Genomic DNA, 15,700 nt, shown 5'->3' on the forward strand with positions numbered 1-15,700 from the left:
ATGGGAATGGCTATGGGATTGATGCAAGTGTCGCGTAAACCGTTGATTGGATCTCTACTGTCAACGGCAGTTCAGCTTTGGTTGCGATCGCAAGTTGACACCATCGATCGCTTAGAATTGAGTATCAAGGGGAGTAATCGTTCTTTACTATCAGGCCATATTCCTCAAGTCTCTGTCTCGGCTGAGAAGGCTATTTACCAAGGGTTACATCTAACTCAGGTACAGTTACAGGGTTCAGAAATTCGGTTTAACTTAGCTCAAGTGTTAAAAGGTCAATCTCTCCACCTCTTAGAGGCTTTTTTTGTCACCGGAAATCTTCAATTAAATGAATCTGATCTCAATGCCTCTCTAAAGTCTCCGATGCTGACAGAGGCATTAAACGAGTTTGTTTTGTCTCTGTTAAGATCCATGACGGAAAACCCAGTGATGTCTTCTTCTGATCTCCAACCAGAACAAGCTTACTCTTGGGTTAACTCGGTTCTACAGATTCAAGATACCCAAATGGCGCTAGAAACCGATCATTTAGTTTTAACAGCCAAGCTGCTTTTCGACACCGGTGAATTATTACCGTTTCAATTAAAAACGGGATTAGAACTTGCCAGTTCATATCAACTCAGGTTTGTCCAACCTCAAGTTAAAATTCACACCCTGAATACGGAGTTTCAATTTAGTGATTATATCATGGATTTGGGTTCAGACATCAACATTCAAGGATTAATTTTATCTCCTGAATGCCTTGAGATTAACGCAACGCTCAAAGTTAACCCCTAATCGGTTGATTTTTCGGGACTTAGACTAAATTTGAGTTAAACACTGGATAATGGATTGGCAATATTTCAAGATTTGTGATTGTAATGTAAGAGAAGATATCCCATCCGTTATAGCATGATGTACTGTTGTCAATAAATAACTTGTATGACTTTCAATAGAATCGTGAATCAGAACACATCTTAACTGATAACTGATAACTGATAACTGATAACTGATTCAAGGTTGCAACGTCGAAACTAACGGCCAAGTTGTCACCACAAAAATAATCACTGCAATAATGGATAACACCAGTTCAATGACATTTCCTAAAATTGAACCAATGAAAACCCCAATACTGGCTTTGAAAGAGGGCTTAATTCGTTCACTGAATTTGAGATCCCGTTGATAGAGAAATTCCCCAATAAAAGCCCCCAAAATTGGCCCCAATAACAGCCCTAAAATTGGCCCTCCCAGAGGTAAAGCAGGTAATAGTCCGAATACCCCTAACACTAATCCAATAATCGCCCCAAACTGTGCCCATTTACTCGCCCCGGACTGCTGAACGCCCCAATAAGTGGCTAAATATTCAATAATTGTACTTAAAATTAAAATAACAAATATCGCCACCATCGGCCAAACAATGCCCGTGAATTGGGTAGCAATTCCCCACACTAAAATGGCTCCTAAAATTAAACTGGTTCCAGGTAATAAAGGGACAACGGTTCCAATTACCCCAATTACCATGACTGCAATGACAACCCAGTAAAGAATCCAATAGTTCATATCTGTTCACCTGATCAATGTTTAAAGGACATCAGCGAGAACCCACAATTTGACCAAAGCGTTCTTGTCCTTCATCTAAATTAGCCGGAATTCCATTCGGATAAGTTTCAGTAATTATAGCCTGGAGCCGTTCGACCCGATTACCGGGGTTAGGATGGGTGCTGAGAAATTCTGGAGGGTTCCCCCCGGAACGAGCCGATGCTAAAATCTGCATTAATTCGACTAATCCCTTGGGGTTGTAACCCGCTTGGGTCATGAATTGAAATCCTAAGCGATCGCTTTCTAATTCATCTTCTCGACCATAGCGCAGATTGACTAATTGATTCACCGCCTGCGCTAAAATCGCGGCTTGTTGAGCATCCTGGGGGTTATCACTGGCTGTAATTCCCACCGCATTGACTAGCGCTACGCCTAACTGTTGTCGGGCCAGATGTTCAGAACCATGACGGGCAATGACATGGCCCACTTCATGGCCAAAGACTCCTGCGAGTTGGGCTTCTGAGTTCAGACGATTAAACAAAGCCAGAGTTATAAAGATTTGTCCCCCTGGTAACGCAAAAGCATTAATGGTTTTGGGATCACGCAACAGATGAAAATCAAAGGGATAGGATGCTTGGGATGCGGCTGATTGTTTTACCACCCGTAATCCCACTTCATCAACATAATTTTGTAAGGTGGGATCAGGATATAAACCCCCATATTGCTGCGCCAGTTGTCCTCTGGATTTGAGTCCTAAAACAACTTCTTGCCGGGGAGAAAGACTAACTCGCTGAACTTCCCCGGTGATGGGATTTTTTTCAACATTGGTACAATAACTGACTAACCCAAATAGAGCAAATAAAATTCCGATAAACAGACGCAATAAAAGTCTTTGCACGGAAAACATCTCAACACTTATCTGGGATAATAGCACATTTTTAAGGAATTTGGCTGCATAATTATTATTTTGAATAATAAAGATAATTTGGATGATTTTTTATTAAAAATATATCAAAAGATAGATACATTTTTTAAAAATTTAGTTTAATAAAAATTTGATTTAAGAAATTGAAAGCCCGCAGGGTGCGGGCAATTTCTAGTTTTAGGGGTTAGGGAATTTTACAGGAATCCTAAAGGCAAAGATTCACTGACCGCCATCACCATATTTTGGGTCACGGGTAAACTATCCACCACCATTCCGGCACACAACAGCATTAAATAGAGAATGGAATATTTAAACAATGAACGAGCCGTATTTCGTTCCGAGGGAGATTGTAATAATTGCCATGCTTTTTGTAAGAAAATTCCCCCTAAAATTAAGGCGATCGCAGCATAAACAAAACCACTCGTATGCAAAGGATAAACCAACAATAAGGTAGAAGGAACCAAAATCAAGCTATAAATCCAGATTTGTTGAGCAGTAATTTCATCCCCTTCAATTACAGGTAACATCGGAACCCCGACTTCCTGATATTCATCTCGGATCATCATGGCTAACGCCCAAAAATGAGGCGGTGTCCACAGGAAAATGATCGTAAATAATAGCCAAGCAGACCAACTTAAATCCCCCGTAACAGCAGCCCATCCTACTAGGGGAGGAATTGCTCCAGCCGCCCCTCCAATCACAATATTTTGAACGCTATGACGTTTTAACCAATGGGTGTAGATCAGGACATAAAAAACAATTCCTGATAACGCTAATAACGCCGTTAACAAATTCGCAAAAACCGTTAGTAACGTAAAGGAAGCAATAGCAAGAGCGATGGCAAAAATCAAAGCATCTACAGGTTTAACCCGACCCGAAGGTAGCGGACGCCAGCGAGTCCGTTCCATAATGTAATCAATATCTCGGTCATACAAACAGTTAATGGTATTGGCAGAACCCGACGCTAAAGCCCCTCCCGTTAATGTTACCAATAACAATAACGGATCAACCTCTCCTTTGGCGGCTAACCACATTCCAGCAGCCGTTGTAATTAACAACAATAGAATAATTCTAGGCTTCGTCAATTGATAATAACTTTGCACCACTTGTAAAACATTATCATGGTGTCGGGAGACGTTAGTTTGAATCACTTCCTGCATGAAAAAATTCCTCACTGACTACTGATTACTAATTACTAATTACGGATAACTGTCGATCTCGCAGTGCTAAAGTGCTAAAACAGACTAGGGTTCCCAGGAGTGTAGCTCCCATTGCTTGATGGGCAACGGTGAGGGGTTCGACTTGTAAACGTAGATAAAACGTTGCCACCCCTAAGACAATTTGAGCCACTAAACAAGCTCCTGCCATATTGGCTAATTTTCTGAGTCGGGGATGCAAGGCAGAAGTTCGCCAAGCGAAAACAACTAGAGTTAATGTGACGAGAGTGGGAGGAACAACCCCAATAATATGGCTATTCATCACAGTACAGAGTTGAGAAGACCCAAAACATTGATGTAAAGCCCATTGAGAACCGACCACTGCCCCTAAAATACTTTGGAAGTAAACTAAAATTGCTGCGGTTGTGCTGCACCCTGTTAGCTTTCCAACATGACCCGTACCTTGATAGGGTAAGAGAAGACAACCGATAACGAGCAAGGTTGAGAAAAATAATAAGGCGGTTCCTAAATGGGCGGTAACAATATCAAAACGTAACAATTCTGTCACCGTGAGTCCGCCTAAAACCCCTTGAAATACAATTAACGCTAAGGCAAACAGGGAAGCCCAAGGCAACCATTGGGGTAACTCCCGTCTGTACCACCCGGATAATCCCACAAGGGCAATTGTACCTAGTCCAATGCCAGCAGCATCGAGACGATGAAACCACTCCAAGAAGACTTGAAAATTCATCTGGGCTGCGGGGACAAGTTCTCCATAACATAACGGCCAGTCAGGACAAGCCAGCCCAGCATTCATGACTCGCGTGGCACTCCCAACGGCCATTAACAGTAACGTGGCAATACTTAGTTTCCAAACTAAACGCCGGATTCTATCTTGCGGCAGAGATCCGCTCTGTTGCGTCTGGTCAGTTGATAAACTGGCATTGTTAAGGACAGTATTGGCCATGAGTTCTACCCATTTAACTTGAGATTGCAATCATTAAAACATGATGGTTGATTCTACCTATCTAAGTTAACGATGCAATCCCTAGATGAACAGACTTTTAGAAAGTTTTCTGATTTAGGGGCATCGGTTAACCATTGACGGTTGGCTATTCACCAAATTCTTAAGAAAATCTGTGAATCTGACTTCCTATCCTCCTGGGGATTTGTGATTTGCTTTACCGTAGATGTAGGGTTTTAGACAGAAAATAAACCCTGGTGTTCAGGTTTCTCAACCACCTACTAAGATTAAACAAGCGTGTAAATGACAGCATCTTCCTATCCGATCTCTGTGTTGGAAATGCTCAATAAGGAGGACTAGGCGTGATCATTCCAAGTTCAATTTTGACTTTGCTGGTGGGGATCGGGATTACTCTCGTCAGTCTCTGGTATGGTCAAAACCATAATTTATTACCGGTTGCAGCCTCCGCAGAAGCGGCTGAAGTTGATGGATTATTTAACCTGATGATAACCATCAGCTTTGGGTTAGTGCTTCTAGTCGAAGGCGTGCTGCTGGTTTCTTTAATTAAATTTCGTCGCCAAAAAGATGACACCACCGATGCTGCACCCATTCACGGCAATATTCCCCTAGAAATTGTCTGGACAGCGATCCCGGCGGTTATCGTTTTGGGGATTGGTATTTATAGTTTTGAAATCTATAACAATATGGGTGGCCTTGATCCGATGGCTTCGGGTCAACATTCCATGCACGCCCACGGCAAAATCAAGGGATCGGCGATCGCAGCCCCATTAATCGACGGCCAGCAGCCCCCAGAATTTACCCAAATCGCCTTGGGAATTGGCGCTTCTCCCGCTCAAGAAGGGAAAGTCGCCGCCGTTAATGTGGATGTTACTGGGTTACAGTTTGCCTGGATTTTTAACTACAAAGAGACAGGGATTACCTCTGGAGAACTTCATGTACCTGTGGGTCAAGAAGTGCAGTTAAATATGACGGCCCAAGATGTGATCCATGCCTTCTGGATTCCGCAATTGCGCTTAAAGCAAGATACAATTCCCGGTCGGATCACGGAACTGCGATTTACCCCCAGTAAGGTTGGAACCTATCCCGTTGTCTGTGCTGAGTTGTGTGGCGGTTATCATGGGGCGATGCGATCGCAAATGATTGTCGATACCCCGGAAGATTATGCCGCTTGGGTGGCTGAAAATGCCGTTGCCAGTGCAACCAACCTGCAACAAGCCGTTGCTATCAATCCCGCAGAATTACCCGATGGTGAATTTCTAGCCCCCTACGCCAACGAAATGGGCATCAATCCTAATGTGATCGCCCAAATTCATCATCAGTAATCAGGAGTAGGGGCGGGGTTCCATCGCCCATAATCAGTAATCAGTCGTTACACTCAGTTTTAATTAACAAAATCTTGATTTTATTGATTAGACTGATGGCTCTAACACTGATAACTGATTGAGACTCTTAACTCTTACACTGGTCACTGATAACTGATAACTGATAACTGATAAAATGGCACAAGCACAATTGGATCTCACGGCTAATGTTCCTAAGCCTCATCATGAGCAGGAACGACGTTGGCAAGATTATTTTGGTTTTAGTCACGATCACAAAGTCATCGGGATTCAATATCTGGTGACGGCATTTTTCTTTTATTTGGTTGGGGGTGCTTTAGCAACGGCGGTTCGCACGGAACTGGCAACGCCCGATCCTGATTTTGTCAGTCCTGAACTCTACAACAGCTTATTTACGGTACACGGAACCGTGATGATCTTTCTGTGGATCGTTCCGGCGGGTGCGGGATTAGCTAACTATTTGATCCCCTTAATGATTGGGGCTAAAGACATGGCGTTTCCCCGGTTAAACGCTGTTGCCTTTTGGTTAATTCCTCCCGGTGGTACTTTATTGTTGGCGAGTTTCTTATTTGAAGCACCTAAAGCAGGTTGGACATCTTACCCGCCTCTGAGTATATTGTCGGGCCAAGTTGGGGAAGAAATTTGGATTCTCAGCGTTTTATTGTTGGGAACTTCTTCGATTTTGGGGGGATTAAACTTCGCGGTGACGATTTTTAAGATGCGAATTCCGACGATGGGGCTCAACGATATGCCTCTATTGTGTTGGGCAATGATCGCTACCTCCGCTTTAATTCTGCTATCAACTCCGGTACTGGCTGCGGCGTTAATTTTGCTGTCTTTTGATTTACTCGCCGGAACCAGTTTCTTTAACCCCACAGGCGGCGGTGATCCGGTTGTTTATCAGCACTTATTCTGGTTTTATTCCCATCCGGCAGTTTATATCATGGTGTTACCTTTTTTTGGGGTAATTTCCGATGTTCTACCTGTTCATGCTCGCAAACCGATTTTTGGGTATCAAGCGATCGCCTATTCCAGTTTAGCCATTAGTTTTTTAGGCTTAATTGTTTGGGCGCACCATATGTTTACCAGTGGAACTCCGGGTTGGTTACGGATGTTTTTTATGATCACGACGATGATCATTGCTGTACCGACTGGAATTAAAGTTTTTGGCTGGTTAGCGACGATTTGGGGCGGTAAACTCCGTCTAAATAGCGCCATGCTATTTGCGATGGGGTTTATTTCTACTTTTGTTATGGGCGGTGTCACCGGAATTATGGTGGCGTCGGTTCCCTTTGATATTCATGTTCACGATACCTATTTCATCGTGGCGCACTTCCACTATGTTCTGTTTGGGGGTGCGGTGTTTGGGGTGTTTGCCGCCATTTATCATTGGTTCCCGAAAATGACGGGACGGATGATGAACGAACCTTGGGGGATTGTTCACTTTGTCCTGACGTTTGTGGGTACGAATATGACTTTTATGCCGATGCACGCTTTAGGATTACAAGGAATGCCCCGTCGGGTAGCCATGTATGATCCCCAATTTACAACGTTAAATCAGGTTTGTACTGTAGGTAGTTATATTCTGGCGGTTTCGACTATTCCCTTCTTGATTAATGCGGCTTGGAGTTGGTTCAAAGGGCCTAAAGCTCCTGATAATCCTTGGGAAGCTTTAACCTTAGAATGGATGACCTCTTCGCCTCCCCCAATTGAAAACTTCCTCGTGACTCCCGTTCTCAAAACTGGGCCCTATGATTACGGAAGTCGTAAAACCCTAGCGATTCGTCAACGGTTAAAACAAATGACCGGAAGTCGCCCCAAAGAAGTCGGTGTTCCCCTGTCTGAAGCCAAATCTTCTACAGTATTTACAGACGACCGTTCAACAACGGTTGTTGAACCCGAAAAAGACATTAAATAAGAATTACGAATTACGAATTACGAATTAAGATGATCGTAATTCGTAATTGACAATTCGTAATTGATTAGATGTTCCCTGTTCCCTCTTATTAAGTCAATTCATGCAAGGTTCAGCAATTAACGAGTCTCAAACCGTTCTTGGATACGAACAGGAGGCCACTGCCTCTGGACATGAACACGAAGAACACCCCGATCTGCGAATGTTGGGCGTGGTTGTCTTTCTGATTGCAGAGAGTATGATCTTTTTAGGCTTATTCTCTGCCTATCTGATTTATCGAGCCATGTCACCCGTTTGGCCCCCGGAAGGCACTGAACGAGAATTATTACTTCCGGCGATTAATACCGTAGTTCTGATTTCGAGTAGTTTTGTCATGAACCAAGGGACAATTGCTATTAAGAAAAATGACACGGCGGGTTTGCGGAATTGGTTTATTGCGACGGCGATTATGGGGTTAACCTTCTTAGCAGGTCAAGCCTATGAATACAGTCAGTTAGCGTTTGGATTAACGACTAATTTATACGCCAGTTCTTTCTATGTGTTAACGGGGTTTCACGGGTTGCACGTCACCTTTGGAGTCTTGTTAATTTTAGCGGTGTTGTGGCGGGGACGTAAAGCCACTCACTACAGCAAAGAATCCCATTTTGGCCCGGAAGCGGCGGAATTATATTGGCACTTTGTTGATGTGGTTTGGATTATTCTGTTTATTTTGTTGTATTTGTTGTAAATCTTCATCAAATCCATATTATCCTCAAACCCCCTCCGGGGTTTTTTTATTGGCAATTTGGGGTAGAGATGAATATGATTAAGATTAATTCCCTGAAACCTTTGAAACAGAAAAGGATAATCTGGATATTGTGAAATCAGTTATCAGTGATCAGTTAAGAAAAAGGTGAACTTTGGGGATCATTGTTATATTCTCAGAGTTCTGACAACCACTATAAAACTAACTAAGGAGACATCATTGATGAATAACTATCATTTAGAAGAAGCTAAAAATAGAAAACAAGTGTTTGATAAGTTTCTTCAAATCGAAAAAAAAATTGGAGCTAATGCTGATAAACTTGCTTTTTTAGATCGGGGAATTGAACAATCTAAATATAAAAATAGTATTCCCAATTATCCTCAAACTTTAAAACGAAAACCTTTGCAATATACCTCCTATCCCGTTTTTGGTAAAATTCCTTATATTGATGAACAAGGTTTAGATTTTCTCCATCCTCAAATTGAAGAAGCTTGTATTAGTTTAGGAAAATTTGAAGCGGGGGAACTCAAGACAATTTGGTTGGGGAGAAATCCGCTCAAAACTGCCCAATTTTGGAGTTCTACTAAAATGATTCCGGTTGTGAATACTTTAAGTAAAATCGATCAACTATTTCCTCAAGGGGATATTAAAAACTTAGAGTTAAAAGATCCCAAAAATACAACCGTTAAATATCCCTTAGATTTAGCCATTCAAGATATTGTCAGCTATCAAGAAAAGGTGGCAACTTCTAACTCCTTAGCAGCACTCTTTAAACGGTTTGAAACCCGTTCTAATTTGGAAGCCTGGTTTCAAAAAGTTACCGGAAATTCTACTTTAAAATTTCAAGGAGATTATGGAGAACCACCTGCAATTCAAAACCCTATCATTTTTGATCGAACTACTCAAAATACCCTAATTAAAGCTGTTACAGACACTCCTAAAGGTGACAATTTTGTTTCAGCTTATGATCTGACTCGTTTGATTTCTTTGATAGGGTGGCACGCTTATCTTCCTGGGGAATGTCAACTTCCCAACCTGCAACAAAAAACATTAAATCATTTAATTTTAGCAATGGGTCAAGATCCGGCTCGTTATGTAGATGTTGCGTTAGAAACTTTGGGAATTCAAGAAGTGATTACGGCTCCAGTTATTCTTTCTAAAATGGGTTATGGAAGTAGTGAAACTCGGCAAACTGTAGAAGCTTGTTATATGGCATTTGTACAGTTTATTGACCCGTTACCCAAAGAAGGCGGAAAATCGGCTGAATTTCGGACTTTAGCACTCACTTTAAGAGGGGTAATTCCCGTAGCTAATTTTAATGATTGTACCCCAGAGGCGTTGCAGTTAGATGCTCGGATGGCGGCAGAAGTCACAGAAATTATGCGTCGTGTTATTACAGAAGAATTAGATGCACTCTAATCAAACCCATCGGTAGTTAAAGGAGATGTGATTATTTTCCCTCACCCGTTAGAATAGAACAATCAAGACCACTGCATTCATGAACAGACTGAGATTGTAATTTTGGGTGCATTTCAGTTCCTGACTTAAAGAATCAATCACTGTACTCAGTAAATAGGGATAAATAAACCTAAAAGAATCAATAATTTTAGGGTGTAAGGATCTACAAGAAAAGGGTTAGGTCATTTACAGAACTTAAACTTCCCTATTTAAAGACTGAGTATAGTCATGATCATGATGAGGAAGAAAAAACCCAAAAATCTATGAAAGAAATACAACAAATAAATCAAAATTCGTTAAAAACTTTAAATCGTATTTTTGAAAGATTTAATGATGATTTTTCTTTGATTTTAGCTCACTGCAATCATGGTATTGTCAGAAAAAAAATTATTAAACAATTGCAACATCAACATCCTAACTTAATTAAATCTGTGGTTTTAGATTCCGAGGTTATCAATGTTTATAATGCTCTAGTACAAGTCATTGATGCAGAACCCATACCACCTCAAGGTTTAATTATATCCGGTTTAGAATCTAACGAACAATTGGATCTGCTGATTAAAATCATGAACCAAATGCGCGAGGAATTTCGGCGTCGATTTCGCTGTCCTTTAGTATTTTGGGTAACGGATTCTCTGTTACACGCTTTAATTCGGTTAGCTCCTGATTTTTATAGTTGGTCAACAGCACTTAAGTTTGAAATTAGTACAGAAGATCTATTAAATTTTATTCAAGAAACCGCAGATCAAGTTTCTGCTAAAGTGTTAGATAGTGGTGCGGGTATTTTTTTAAATAATTCTTATTTTAATTTAGAGTTAGGTTCTCCATTAAGATTGGAATTAGAAGCCGCTTATCAAGAATTACAGAAACGGGGAGAACCTTTAGATATTGAATTAGAAGCAAGTTTAGAATTTGTATTGGGTCGAGTTTCTGAGCATTCTGATCAAGCTGCCTTAAAACATTATGAACGAAGTTTAGAACTTTGGCAACAAACTAATAATTTAATTCGTTATGGTCAATTATTATTTTATATTGGCTTTTGGTGGCATAGCTATGGCATTTTACATCGAGCCGAAAAAGAATATGCTTATGATCAAGCTAATTCTTATTATACTCAATCTATTCAAACCTTTAAACGGGCAAATCGTTGGGATTTAGTGGCTAAATTTATTAATGCTTTAGCGGATGTATTATTTGGATTAAAAAAATGGCAGGAATTAGAAACCGTAGCCAAAGAATCTATTGATTATAATCGCATCTATACTTATCCTTTCCGAGAAGCACGAGGATATCATTTTTTAGCAGAAGTATCCCTCGCTAAAAACTGTTGGCAGGAAGCTAAAAATTTAGCGGAAAAAGCACAAAATTTATTAGTTCAAACCGCCTCTAATTATCATCCTAAAACCTCGGATGAACAGTTGATTTTAGATTGGGAAACCTGCTATCATCAGGGATGGTATTTGGTAGCTCTAGCGCAAGCCAATCAAAAATTAAAGCAATATCAAGATGCCATTAAAATCCTAGAAAAAGCTCAAGCTCGAACTAAACCCCAATATGACCCCGACCTTTATATTCAGATTTTACAACTATTACATGATTTGTATTTCCAAAAAGGCGAATATTTAAAAGCTTATGAAATTAAACAAAAACGTCGGGAAATTGAGCAACAATTTAGATTAAGAGCCTTTATCGGAGCCGGACGACTCGGACATATTCAAACCATTAGTAATCCTGGTTTACCTCCTATGAAAAACAAAAAAATTATTAATCCTGAAATTACCGCATCGGGTCGTTTATCAGTTGTGAATTGGTTATATGAACGCATTAGCCGAAATGATTGTAAACTAACGGTGATTTATGGACAGTCTGGAGTAGGTAAAAGTTCAATTTTACAAGCCGGTTTTATTCCAGAATTGCGGAAAGCGTCTTTGGATACTCGTCGTTTTATTCCAGTTTTACTGCAAGTTTATACTAATTTGAATCAAGACTTTTCTCGTGCTTTCACCAAAGGCATTAGAGAGGTTAAAAATATTGACTTAGATTCCTCAGAACTGAATAATCAAGCCGTAATATTGGAACAAATTAGAAGTTTAGTCAATCAAAACTTTTGGGTGGTGATTATTTTTGATCAGTTTGAGGAATTTTTCTTTGCTTGTAAAGATCAACAACAACGACAAAGCTGTTATCAATTTATTAAAGAGTGTTTAGATATTCCCTATGTTAAAGTTGTTTTATCTTTGCGTGAAGACTATATCCAATATTTATTAGAATGTACTCGTCAAGGATATTTAGAAATTATTGGAAATAATATTTTAGATCGAAATATTCTGGCTTATATTGGTAATTTTACACGGGAAGAAGCTAAATCGGTGATTCAAAGTTTAACCGAAAGAACACAATTTGTCCTCGAACCTGCATTAATTGAGGAATTAGTAGAAGATTTAGCAGAAGACTCAGGAGATATTCGACCCATAGAATTACAAGTGGTGGGTTCTCAACTTCAAGCGCAAAGAATTACTACCTTAAAACAATATCAACAAGCGGGACGAAAACAAAAGCTAGTTGAAGATTATTTAGATGAGGTAATTCGAGATTGTGGTTCAACGAATAAAAGTTTAGCTGAGTTAGTGCTTTACTTATTAACCGATGAAAATAATACTCGTCCTTTAAAAACCCGTTCGGATTTAGTCAGAGAAATTAAAGAACTAGCAAACCATTTTGAAAATATTAATGAAAAATTGGATACGGTTCTCAAGATTTTCGTTTTGTCGGGTTTAGTCTTTATTTTACCAGAAATTCCCGCAGAACGATATCAACTGGTACATGATTATTTAGTTAGTTTAATTCGTCAAAATCGCAGTTTAGTTATTTTAGAAGAATTAGATATAGAGCGGAAAAAACGCCAACAAGCGGAAGCCAAAAATAAAGAACTTTGGCAATTGTTTATTCGGTCAATTATTATTGGGAGCGGCATGGCACTTTTATTCACTCTCGCATTAGGATTTTGGAGAATTTCCGAAGGTAAAAATAAACAAGTTAATTTAGCGTTAGAAAATACTAAATATACGGCTTTAACAACCGAAAATAACCAGCTTGAAGCTTTATTAACTTTAGTCACCGCCGGAAAGCTTTTATCCTCCCAAATGCCTAAATCTGCCATTGAACAAGAAACCCAGAGTAAATTAAGTGTGGCTGTTCAAGTTATTCAAGAGCAAAATATTTTAGATGGACACCAAAAAAATAGTGTCTTAAGTGTTAGTATTAGTCCTGATAATCAATGGATTGCTTCGGCAAGTGATGATAAAACTATTAAAATATGGACTCCTAAAGGTAAATTGATCAAAACTTTAGAAGGACATCAAAAATCTGTTTGGTTTGTTACCTTTAGTCCCAATAGCCAAATCATTGCCTCGGCGAGTAAAGATAATACCATAAAACTCTGGACAAAAAATGGAATTCTAATTACAACATTACAGGGACATACTGATGAAGTCAAATGAGTTAGTTTTAGTCCTGATGGTCAACAAATTGCCTCTGCTAGTAAAGATAAAACCGTTAAAATTTGGAGTTTAGAGGGTCGCCTCATTCAAACGTTAAACGGACATCAAAAGCCTATTCTGAGTGTTATTTTTAGTCCCAATGGTCAACACATTGCTTCATCGAGTGAAGATGGTATCATTAATCTCTGGACTCGCCAGGGGAAACTGATTAAAACAATTAAGGCTCATTCTAAACCGATTTGGAGTATTAGTTTTAGTCCCGATAGTCAAATCATGGCATCTGCTAGTGATGATAAAACTGTGAAATTATGGAGTTTTGACGGTCAATTAATTAGAACTTTAGAAGGACATCAACAGGCTGTTAATAGTGTGGCTTTTAGTCAAGATAGTCGTTTAATTGCAACGGGAAGTACCGATGAAATGATTAAAATTTGGACACAAGAAGGCTCATTAATTTCTACTCTTCAAGGACACAAAGACAGTATTAATCAAGTCAGTTTTTCTAAGCAGGAAGAAAGGTTATTTTCGGCGAGTAAAGATGGTACTGTCAGAATCTGGAATTTAAAAGCATTACCTAAAATTATCCAATTGAAGGACTATAAAATTTATAGCAGTAGTTTTTCTCATCAAAATAGTAACTTAGTGTTAGTAGCTTCTCCTGGTCGTGATTTACGCATAAAAGACGATACCAAAGATGATGTTGTTGTCTTATGGACTTTAAATGGAGAGGTAAAAAAAACATTCAGGGGTCATCAAAATACTGTTAATAATGTTAGTTTTAGTCCTGATGGTAAAAGCATTGCATCCGCTAGTCAGGATAAAACAGTTAGAATTTGGAACATAGATAGTGAAAAATTTATAACTCTTCCTCATCAGTCACCGGTTTGGAGTGTGGTTTTTAGTCCTGATAGTCAGTTAATTGCAACGGCTAGTGATGACAAAAGCATTAAAATTTGGGATATTCAGGGAACTTTAAAACAAACGTTTAAAGGTCATCAAGGCGCAATTAATGACTTAAGTTTTAGTCCCGATAGTCAAATTTTGGCTTCAGCCAGTGAAGATAAAACCGTGAAATTATGGGATGTTAATCATAAAAATTTGATTCCGCCGTTAACAGGGGCACAAATTCGATTTAATTCTGTGAGTTTTAGTCCCGATGGTCAATGGATTACAGCCTCCAAAGATGGAGAATCTATTGCTATTTGGAAAAAGCAAAATTTAACCTGGAAACCTTTACAAACTTCTGTTGTTTTAGGAAAACATTGGAAAGCAATTTATGAAGTTAATTTTAGTCCTAATAGTAAAATTTTGGCTTCTGCTAGTGCAGATGGTACAATTAAGCTTTGGGATGTTAATGGAAGTTTAATTACGACTTTAAAGCCAAGTTTAGAACCTATTTTATCCGTTAATTTTAGCCCGGATGGTCAAACATTAGTAGGAATTCAGAAATCTGAACCTAGTCGAAAATCCGAACCTAGCCGAATTAGTATTTGGAAAATTGATACTAATCAAATCAATCAAGATACTGATAGCTTGCTAACTCAGGCTTGTATTCAGCTTAAAGATTATTTAGAAACTAACCCTAATATTAGTGGTATAAATAAAAAGATTTGTGATGAGTTTAAGAGTTCTCCTTGAAAAAATGGATGTTATCGGCTATTTTTTAGTAAACTCTTTCTTCCGCTATGTCTAAATCAAGTAAAATTCGAGTTTTAGCACTAGGATTGATTCAAAATGGCGATCGCATTTTTGTTTCCCAAGGCTATGATCCCATTAAAAAACAAACCTTCTATCGAGCATTAGGAGGAGGGGTTGATTTTGGAGAATTGAGCCTTGATGCCTTAAAACGAGAATTTCAAGAAGAAATTAAAGCAGAATTAACGAATATTCACTATTTAGGATGTTTAGAAAATATTTTTGTTTATGATAAAAAAAGTCAACATGAATTAATTCAACTGTATCGATGTGATTTTGTTGATATCAAATTTTATCAATTGGAAGAACTAGAATTTGTCGAAAAGAAACGTAAGAAAAAAGCCTTATGGGTTCCTTTAGAAGATTTTAAGTCAGGAAAATTAGTTTTATTTCCCGAACAATTTTTACAATATTGTGAGTAAGAATTACTGCAAGGTAAATCGTAATTATCTAATATTTACACTTGAA

The 15,700-nt window shown here is 39.1% G+C and carries 11 protein-coding genes and 1 pseudogene; 8 read left to right on the forward strand and 4 right to left on the reverse strand.

Features of this window, described 5'->3' with window-relative positions:
* Positions 1-771: a DUF2993 domain-containing protein gene (locus tag H6G57_RS21915; RefSeq protein ID WP_190522479.1), complete on the forward strand. Its 771-nt coding sequence runs from the start codon at positions 1-3 to the stop codon at positions 769-771.
* A gap of 216 nt (positions 772-987) precedes the next feature.
* Here the strand turns inward: H6G57_RS21915 and H6G57_RS21920 are convergent, their stop codons facing one another.
* The 4 genes from H6G57_RS21920 to H6G57_RS21935 form a co-directional block, all read right to left on the reverse strand.
* On the reverse strand, positions 988-1,533 hold the full coding sequence (locus H6G57_RS21920; protein WP_190522481.1) for a DUF456 domain-containing protein: 546 nt from the start codon (positions 1,531-1,533) through the stop codon (positions 988-990).
* A gap of 31 nt (positions 1,534-1,564) precedes the next feature.
* The gene (locus tag H6G57_RS21925) at positions 1,565-2,410 is read right to left on the reverse strand and encodes a M48 family metallopeptidase (RefSeq protein WP_190522483.1); all 846 of its coding nucleotides are present in this window, start codon (positions 2,408-2,410) and stop codon (positions 1,565-1,567) included.
* Positions 2,411-2,631: 221 nt separating this feature from the next.
* Entirely contained in the window at positions 2,632-3,597 is a 966-nt protein-coding gene (locus H6G57_RS21930) for a heme o synthase (protein WP_190522485.1), read from the reverse strand.
* A gap of 28 nt (positions 3,598-3,625) precedes the next feature.
* Positions 3,626-4,561, reverse strand: coding sequence for a heme A synthase (locus H6G57_RS21935; RefSeq protein WP_190522487.1), 936 nt, complete (start codon positions 4,559-4,561; stop codon positions 3,626-3,628).
* Between the two features lie 359 nt (positions 4,562-4,920).
* On the opposite strand from H6G57_RS21935, the gene H6G57_RS21940 reads away from it, so the two are divergent.
* From H6G57_RS21940 to H6G57_RS21970, 7 genes and pseudogenes are all read left to right on the forward strand, one after another.
* The gene (locus tag H6G57_RS21940; protein WP_190522488.1) at positions 4,921-5,901 is read left to right on the forward strand and encodes a cytochrome c oxidase subunit II; all 981 of its coding nucleotides are present in this window, start codon (positions 4,921-4,923) and stop codon (positions 5,899-5,901) included.
* 175 nt (positions 5,902-6,076) lie between these two features.
* A complete protein-coding gene (gene ctaD, locus H6G57_RS21945) occupies positions 6,077-7,837 on the forward strand; it encodes a cytochrome c oxidase subunit I (RefSeq protein WP_190522491.1) in 1,761 nt (586 codons plus the stop codon).
* Positions 7,838-7,937: 100 nt separating this feature from the next.
* The gene (locus H6G57_RS21950) at positions 7,938-8,561 is read left to right on the forward strand and encodes a heme-copper oxidase subunit III (protein ID WP_190522493.1); all 624 of its coding nucleotides are present in this window, start codon (positions 7,938-7,940) and stop codon (positions 8,559-8,561) included.
* 240 nt (positions 8,562-8,801) lie between these two features.
* A complete protein-coding gene (locus H6G57_RS21955) occupies positions 8,802-9,998 on the forward strand; it encodes a hypothetical protein (protein ID WP_190522495.1) in 1,197 nt (398 codons plus the stop codon).
* A gap of 1,784 nt (positions 9,999-11,782) precedes the next feature.
* Positions 11,783-14,713: pseudogene (locus tag H6G57_RS29800) on the forward strand (sugar-binding protein); the annotation flags it as partial.
* 24 nt (positions 14,714-14,737) lie between these two features.
* Positions 14,738-15,175 (forward strand): WD40 repeat domain-containing protein, encoded by a 438-nt coding sequence (locus H6G57_RS29480; protein ID WP_375539547.1) that lies wholly within the window; start codon positions 14,738-14,740, stop codon positions 15,173-15,175.
* Between the two features lie 47 nt (positions 15,176-15,222).
* Entirely contained in the window at positions 15,223-15,654 is a 432-nt protein-coding gene (locus tag H6G57_RS21970) for an NUDIX hydrolase (RefSeq protein ID WP_190522501.1), read from the forward strand.
* Positions 15,655-15,700: the final 46 nt, after the last annotated feature.

Origin of the sequence: Planktothrix sp. FACHB-1365 (genome assembly GCF_014697575.1) — a bacterium.
In the GTDB taxonomy this organism is placed as follows: Bacteria; Cyanobacteriota; Cyanobacteriia; order Cyanobacteriales; family Microcoleaceae; genus Planktothrix.

Bases quoted from the DNA above. Each gene is read 5' to 3' on its own strand.
- H6G57_RS21915 (WP_190522479.1), top strand. From the start codon at position 1: ATGGGAATGGCTATGGGATTGATGCAAGTGTCGCGTAAACCGTTGATT.
- H6G57_RS21930 (WP_190522485.1), bottom strand. From the start codon at position 3,597: ATGCAGGAAGTGATTCAAACTAACGTCTCCCGACACCATGATAATGTT.
- H6G57_RS21970 (WP_190522501.1), top strand. From the start codon at position 15,223: ATGTCTAAATCAAGTAAAATTCGAGTTTTAGCACTAGGATTGATTCAA.
- H6G57_RS21950 (WP_190522493.1), top strand. From the start codon at position 7,938: ATGCAAGGTTCAGCAATTAACGAGTCTCAAACCGTTCTTGGATACGAA.
- H6G57_RS21955 (WP_190522495.1), top strand. From the start codon at position 8,802: ATGAATAACTATCATTTAGAAGAAGCTAAAAATAGAAAACAAGTGTTT.
- H6G57_RS21920 (WP_190522481.1), bottom strand. From the start codon at position 1,533: ATGAACTATTGGATTCTTTACTGGGTTGTCATTGCAGTCATGGTAATT.
- H6G57_RS21935 (WP_190522487.1), bottom strand. From the start codon at position 4,561: ATGGCCAATACTGTCCTTAACAATGCCAGTTTATCAACTGACCAGACG.
- ctaD (WP_190522491.1), top strand. From the start codon at position 6,077: ATGGCACAAGCACAATTGGATCTCACGGCTAATGTTCCTAAGCCTCAT.